Source organism: Mesorhizobium sp. M7A.F.Ca.CA.002.04.1.1 (assembly GCF_004022805.1).
Lineage (GTDB): Bacteria > Pseudomonadota > Alphaproteobacteria > Rhizobiales > Rhizobiaceae > Mesorhizobium > Mesorhizobium ciceri.
The window spans coordinates 1-5,798 of sequence record NZ_RZPL01000341.1 but is presented as its reverse complement, the minus strand read 5'-3'; the positions used below and the strand labels follow the sequence as shown (position 1 = coordinate 5,798).

The 5,798-nt window shown below is 61.6% G+C and carries 5 protein-coding genes; all 5 read right to left on the bottom strand.

Annotated elements, in window-relative coordinates; all coding sequences use genetic code 11:
• A partial coding sequence (locus ENZ75_RS18295) for an ATP-binding cassette domain-containing protein (protein ID WP_128278225.1) occupies positions 1-784 on the bottom strand: 784 nt, incomplete at its 3' end.
• A gap of 77 nt (positions 785-861) precedes the next feature.
• Positions 862-1,836, bottom strand: a complete 975-nt coding sequence (locus ENZ75_RS18290) for an ABC transporter substrate-binding protein (protein ID WP_027163833.1) — start codon at positions 1,834-1,836, stop codon at positions 862-864.
• Between the two features lie 419 nt (positions 1,837-2,255).
• The gene (locus ENZ75_RS18285) at positions 2,256-3,020 is read right to left on the bottom strand and encodes an SDR family oxidoreductase (protein WP_013532887.1); all 765 of its coding nucleotides are present in this window, start codon (positions 3,018-3,020) and stop codon (positions 2,256-2,258) included.
• 80 nt (positions 3,021-3,100) lie between these two features.
• A complete protein-coding gene (locus ENZ75_RS18280; RefSeq protein WP_164745786.1) occupies positions 3,101-3,991 on the bottom strand; it encodes a DUF427 domain-containing protein in 891 nt (296 codons plus the stop codon).
• Positions 3,988-5,643 (bottom strand): ABC transporter substrate-binding protein, encoded by a 1,656-nt coding sequence (locus ENZ75_RS18275; RefSeq protein WP_063167626.1) that lies wholly within the window; start codon positions 5,641-5,643, stop codon positions 3,988-3,990. Before ENZ75_RS18275 ends, ENZ75_RS18280 begins: the two co-directional genes overlap by 4 nt.
• Positions 5,644-5,798 lie beyond the last annotated feature (155 nt).

Below are 5,798 nucleotides of genomic sequence, written 5' to 3'. Positions count from 1 at the left end.
GGATGACCTCGCCATCCTTCATGATGGCGATGCGGTCGGCCAGCCGGATGGCCTCGTCGAAATCATGGGTGATGAAGACGATGGTCTTGTGCAGCATCATCTGCAACCGCATCAGCTCGTCCTGCATCTCGCGGCGGATCAGCGGATCGAGCGCCGAGAACGGCTCGTCGAGGAACCAGATTTCCGGTTTTGTCGCCAGGCTGCGGGCGATGCCGACACGCTGCTGCTGGCCGCCGGACAGTTCGCGCGGATAGAAATGCTCGCGACCCCTTAAGCCGACAAGCTCGATGACCTCGCGCGCCCTTGCTTCGCGTGTCGCCCGGTCCTGCCCCTGGATGCTGAGCGGGAAGGCGATGTTCTCCAGCACGTTGAGATGCGGCAACAGCGCAAAATTTTGGAACACCATGCCCATGCGGTGTCGTCGCAATTCGATGAGTGCTGCATCGGAGGTTTTCAGCAGGTCATTGCCCTCGAATTCGACCTTGCCGTGGGTCGGCTCGACCAGCCTCGACATGCAGCGCACCAGCGTCGACTTGCCGGAGCCCGACAGGCCCATGATGATGAAAATCTCGCCCTGGCGGATTTCGAGGTCGACGGCGCGCACCGCGCCGACCAGCCCGGCAGCCGTGACGTCGGCTATGCTGGCCTTGCCGTCACGTTCGCGGATGAAATTGGCCGCGTTCGATCCGAACAATTTCCAGACATTGCGGCAGGCAAGCTTTACCGGACGGGCGTCTTTTGGCGCGCCCGCCGTGTTTGGCTCCTGTTCAGTCCTGTCCGTCATTCGAACGTCCCTCTGGAATATCAACAAGTGAGGCCCGGCTGGTCAGCAGCCGGGTCTCATTTTTCCAGTCGGAACGATCACTGCGCCCAGGCTTTCCAGTCGGCCTCGTGGGCGGCGATCCAGGCAGCTGCGACGTCCTCCGGTGTCTTGCCGCCGAGATCGATCTCGCCGCTCATCTTGTTGAGCTCATCGGTGTCGATCGTGTAGGCCTTGGCCACCTTGTAGGCGACCGGCCATTTGTCCTTCATGCCGGACCAGGAGTATTTCCAGATCTCGCCATGCGGCTTGCCGCAGTCATATTTGGCGTCGGGGTTCACGCCCCATTTCGGGTCGTTGTAGCACTCGGGCGTGTATTCCGGGAATTCAACCCACTCGCCCTTGTATTTGGCAGGCGCCCAATGCGGCGAATAGATCCACAGCATGATCGGCGCCTTGCGCTGATAGGCGGAATCGAGCTCGGCGAACATCGCCGCGTCGGTGCCGGCATGGATGACGGTGAAGGGCAGTTTCAGCGCCTCGACGCGCTCGTCGTCAAAGCCTTCCCATGTCACCGGGCCGCCGAGATAGCGTCCCTTCGGTGCGGTCTCCGCCGTCGAGAAGGCTTCGGCGCATTTCGGGTCCTTCAGCGCTTCCCAATTGGGCAGGCCCGGGCATTTCTCCTTCATGTATTCCGGAAACCACCATTCTTCCTTGGCCTTGGGTCCGAGCTTACCCAGCCGTTCGGTCTGGCCGGTCGCATCGGAGGCCTTCATGGCTTCGCCGGCGGTCGTGTCCCAGAACTCCAGGCCGACATCAAGATCGCCATTGGTGAGGCCCGTGGTCAGGCTGGAGAGGTAGTCGGCCGTGGGATACTCGACGGTATAGCCGAGCTTTTCCAGGATACCGCCAAGGATCTTGGCGTTCAGATTGACGCTGGTCCAGTCGAACAGCGCGATCTTGATCGGATCGTTGGATTCTGGTGCGGCGGCTTGGGCGGAAGGTGTCAGTGCACTCGCCGCGGCGAGTGCGAAGGTTCCCATTGTTAAGTTCGAAATCACACTGCGAAGTGACATGCTTGTTCTCCTTCAAGCTGTGAAAATTATCGTTCGTTCCCTTCTTGCGGCTTTTCTTGATTGTGTTGGAAAGGCTGGTCTTTGCGCAAGGCCGTCGGCGCCAGATTATTGCCCCGGCTTTGGCCGACGCAGGCAAGATGGTGCTCAATTCTAGTGATGATGGAACAGGACTGCAGTGTCGGCGTCATGGTTGCCGACGGATCGCTGCGGGGGCGGTCATCTGCGGATCGATTGCCAGTCTTGCGGCGCCTTGCAAGGTGCGAGCCATCAAGGTCTCATGTTCTCGGCTGTCGACCCGGCAAGCGCCATCTCGCCAAGCCAGTTTCATGGGATGAAATTATATATATCAAGGTTCATGTCGCGCAACGACTAACACCGCGCGAGGCGTATAAATTCAGACTGCAGGCGAAGTTGAACCTCTACCAGCAGACGTAGCCGCCATCGACAATCAGGTCGAGGCCGGTGACGAAGCTCGCTGCGCGGCTGGCCAGGAACACCGTCGGTCCGACCATTTCCTCCGGCGCCGCCATCCGCCCCATCGGCGTGTCGCGCTTGAAGATCTTCACCTCTTCGGCCACCTCAGGCCGCTTGTTCATCGGCGTCAGTGTGTAGCCCGGGCTGACGACATTGACGCGCAGGCCGCGATCGGCCCACTCCATAGCGAGACTCCTGGACATGTGGATGACGGCGGCCTTCGAAGAATTGTAGTGCGCCTGCGTCAGGCCCCGGTTGACGATGGTGCCCGACATCGAGGCGATGTTGATGATCGAGCCCTTGCCTCGCACCAGCATCTTGCGCGCTTCGGCCTGACAGGACAGGAACACGCCGGCGACATTGACCTCGTGCACCTTCTGCCACGTCTCCAGCGGCATCGTCTCGGCGGGTTCGGAGCCGGCAATGCCGGCATTGTTGACCGCAACGGTCAGCGCACCGAGTTCGCTCTCGACTCGATCGATCGCCGCCGCCAGATCGCTCTGCGATGTCACTGTACCGTTCAGCACCAGCGCCTTGCGGCCGAGTGCCGTGATCCGGTGCGCCGTTTCATCCAGCCCGCCTTTCGACGCATGACCAAAACAGGCGATGTCGGCGCCTGCCTCGGCCAGCCCGATCGCGATGGCCTGGCCGATGCCGCTGCCGGCGCCGGTGACCAGCGCGACATCGCCATCCAGCTTGAAAAGATCCATCGAGTGTCCTCCCTGTCCCAGGGAGGGTATGCGCTGACCCGTGCTTCGATCAAGCGCCCGCGCGCAAGCGGCGTCGATGCCTAGAAATAACCGCTCGACGCGGCCGTGGCTTCCTTCGGGATTTCGACGCCATCGACCAGGATCTTGTCGACCAGCTCGTGGTGGAAACAGACCAGCCCCTTGATGCGCTCCGCCTCGTGCACCGGCTCAGGATAATACCAGACGAGGTTCTCGTGACGCTTGGCCTTGGTCGTCACGTGATAATAGTTGGAGATGCCCTTGTAAGGACAGCGCGAGATGTAGCGGCTGGGCGCGAACATATCGAGCCGCGTGTCGGCGATTGGCAGATAGTGGCGCACTGGATGGCCGGTCTCGAACAGGAACACGCCGCGGCGTGAATCGGCGACCTGCTCACCATCGAGGATGACCTGCACGCGCCGCGACGACGGCAGGCAGTCGACGCGGCGGAAGGGATCGCGGGCGTGGACAAAGATCTCCTCGTCCTCCTCGAACCAGTGCCCCATCTTGCTCCAGGTGAACGACATGTAGTCCGATATCGGCGGACAGCCCTTGACCGGATCGAGATAGCGCCAGGCCGCGTCCTCGACCAGCGTGATGCCGGTGTTGAGCGAATAGTGGGTGGCTGTGCCCTTGAATGGGTCCTCTGTCGTGGTCTTGCTCGGCAGCAGGAACTCCTCGCGAACGTCGCCGATCGGAAAATAGTAGACCGGCAGATGATCGGATTCGTAGAACACCAAGGCGTTGGTCGTATCGGCCACGGTCATTGACCCCACCTGCACACGCAGGCGCTTCTGCGTCGGCATGGTGAAGGCTATGTAGCCCGGCTCGAAGTCGTACTGCACGATGCTGTCGAGCAGCGGAAAATGCGGCCCGCGGCCGCGCAGATGAGGCTTGCGAATGGTAGTCTCCCGTTTAGTTTCTTTTGTCATCGGGCGTTGAGGCACGATCAGCTCAGGGACACGCGATCGAGCAGCAGGCCGGCGGCGATCGGCGGCAAGCCGCTGACATTCTTGCGCACCGGCACCAGCAGATCGGGAAAATAGCTGAAGATGACAGGCGTCTCGTCGAGCAGCAGTTTCTGGATGTCGGAGGCGGCAGCGCGTTGCGCGCCGACATCAAGCGCCTTGAGATAGCTGGTGACCATGCCGTCATAGGCCGGGCTCTTGAAATGCGCCGCATTCCACGGACCGTCGCTGACCAGCGGGCTCTTCAGGAAGACGTTCGGCACGCTGCGATGGGCGTAGTCGGTGATGCCAAGTGGGCTGTCCAGCCAGTCCGACTGGCCGAACACCGCCTTGCCGTAATATTTGTCCTGGTCTTCGATGTTGAGCGAGATGCGGGCACCGATTCCCTTGGCGAAATTCTGGAACAATTGCGCGTAGCGGGGAATGTCGGAATAGCGCAGCGTCGTTAGCGTGATGTCGAAACCACTGGCAAGGCCCGCCGCCTCCAGCAACTGCTTGGCCTTGGCGATATCCTGGACGCGCTGCGGCACCGTCTTGTCGGTTGCGGGGAAAGCGGGTGCGAAGGGGCTGTCATTGCCGGTCGCCGCCATGCCGCGGCACAGCCCGTCGACCAGCTTGGAGCGGTCGATGCACAGCGCCAGCGCCTGGCGCACGCGCTTGTCGGTGAAGGGGCCGGTGTCGCAGCGCATGTGAAGCTGCCGGTGCGCGGTCGAAGCGACACGCAGCACCGTGATATCAGGACTGTTCAGCACCACCTGGCTTACATCGAGCGGAACGGCGTCGAGGATGTCGACCTCGCCGGCCTGCAGCGCCAGGATGCGCGGTTGCACGTCGCCGTAGAATTTGAATTCGAGCCGGTCAGGCAGCGCCTTCTCGCCCCAATAGTCGGTATTGCGGATGAAGGTCGCGCCGACCTTTGGCGTGTAGGTCTCCAGCCGGAATGGCCCGGTTCCTTCGAACGTCTTTTCGTAGTCGCCCTTGTAGCTCGCCGGCAGGATGACGGCGTTGTAATTGTCGATCGACACCGAATAGGGAAAGCTGCCATTCGGCGCATCGAGATGGAAGGCGACGGTGTGGTCGTCGACCTTCCGGGTGCCGCCTTTCGACAGCAGCCCCTTGAACACGGAAAGTGCATTAGAAGCGCCTTTGGGGTCGGCCAGCCGGTCGAAGGTCGCGACGACGTCGTCGGCCTTGAAATCCTCGCCATTGTGGAATTTCACGCCCTTGCGCAGCTTGAACGTCCAGACGCTGCCGTCCTCGTTCGGCGCCCAGCTCTCCGCCAGCACCGGCTTCAAGGTGAGGTCCGGCTGCGTGATGCAGAGAAATTCGGCGGTCTGGAAAACCAGCTGGTAGCTGCCGCTGTCATAATAGGTGACGGGATCGATGGCGCCGCCCGGCGTCGCCACGCCGGCGCGCACCGTGCCGCCCGGCTTGCCCTCCGCGCGTGCTTGCTGCGTGCCGAGGCCGGCGGCCGCGACAAGGCTGCCCAGGAACGGCAGTGAGAGACCAAGCACGCTGCCATGGCGCAGGAAGTCGCGGCGGTCCATCCTGCCGGCCAGCAATTCGTCGACAGCGGAATTTTCGATTGCAGTGAGCGTTCTGCGAGCGTTGTCGATCATCCGGAAATGCTTGGGCATGGCTGGATTCCTCGCGTGTCTTGGGGTTCGGCCATCTAGTTCATTGTTGACTGCCGCCGGAAAGCGATATTTTTTGATAGGGGTCATCGAAATTTTCGATGCAGAGGTGGGCATGGACACTGAAAATCTGCGCAGCTTTCTCGAAGTCGCCACCC

Excerpts from the sequence above, each read along its gene's own strand:
- ENZ75_RS18290 (WP_027163833.1), bottom strand. The coding sequence starts at position 1,836 with ATGTCACTTCGCAGTGTGATTTCGAACTTAACAATGGGAACCTTCGCA.
- ENZ75_RS18275 (WP_063167626.1), bottom strand. The coding sequence starts at position 5,643 with ATGCCCAAGCATTTCCGGATGATCGACAACGCTCGCAGAACGCTCACT.
- ENZ75_RS18285 (WP_013532887.1), bottom strand. The coding sequence starts at position 3,020 with ATGGATCTTTTCAAGCTGGATGGCGATGTCGCGCTGGTCACCGGCGCC.